Raw genomic sequence first — 667 nt, 5'->3', positions numbered from 1 at the left:
CTGATGTTTGTTAGCATGACGTTTGTGACCTATTTTTCTTTGGCTTTCATCCTACAGTACGCCATTGAGCGCCCCTTTTACTCGCAAGATTTCAGTTATATTTCCAGTAAGTTCAATGCCATTGAGAACGAGTTAAAACGCTCGCCAGAGGATGTGTTCAAGCAAGCGAATAACAGTACGCTCTATATGTGGGTGTTTGAAGGCAAGCAGAGCGTGTATCAGAACTCGAGCCTGACGATTCCTCAGAACCGAGCCTACAGCATTAGCTCTCCTCAGGTCTTAAATCACGAGCGCGCCATCGAATGGAGTGAGGACTCGCTGAATATTCGCGCGTTTGCGTTTCAAGCTGGGGAGTATCAGGTGGTGCTCGGCATGAGTATCAACCACCATATTTTGTTTTTGGATAAACTCGACTGGATTTTGTTTTGGGCGCTCGGTTTGGCGTTTGTGATTTCTTCCGCGTTGAGCGGTTGGATGGTAAAACGTGGGTTGAAGCCGATTGTGGGATTGAATCAGCACATTCAACAGATATCACCAGAGCAAATGGGCATTCGTCTCGACCCCGATTCGTTGCCAATAGAACTGCGAGAGTTAGCTAACAAACACAACGCGATGCTCGATAGGTTGCAAACTGGTTTTCGCCGCTTGAGCGAGTTTTCTTCTGATA

The 667-nt window shown here is 46.9% G+C and carries 1 protein-coding gene; it reads left to right on the top strand.

What is annotated here, in order from left to right:
• Nucleotides 1-667: HAMP domain-containing protein (locus R7Q09_RS26075; RefSeq protein ID WP_318143936.1), on the top strand; the 667-nt coding region annotated here is incomplete at both ends.

The sequence above is a fragment of the Vibrio sp. 2130-1 genome (genome assembly GCF_033339515.1).
Note: the sequence above shows the minus strand (reverse complement) of the source record. Positions and strands in the feature narration are given on the sequence as shown.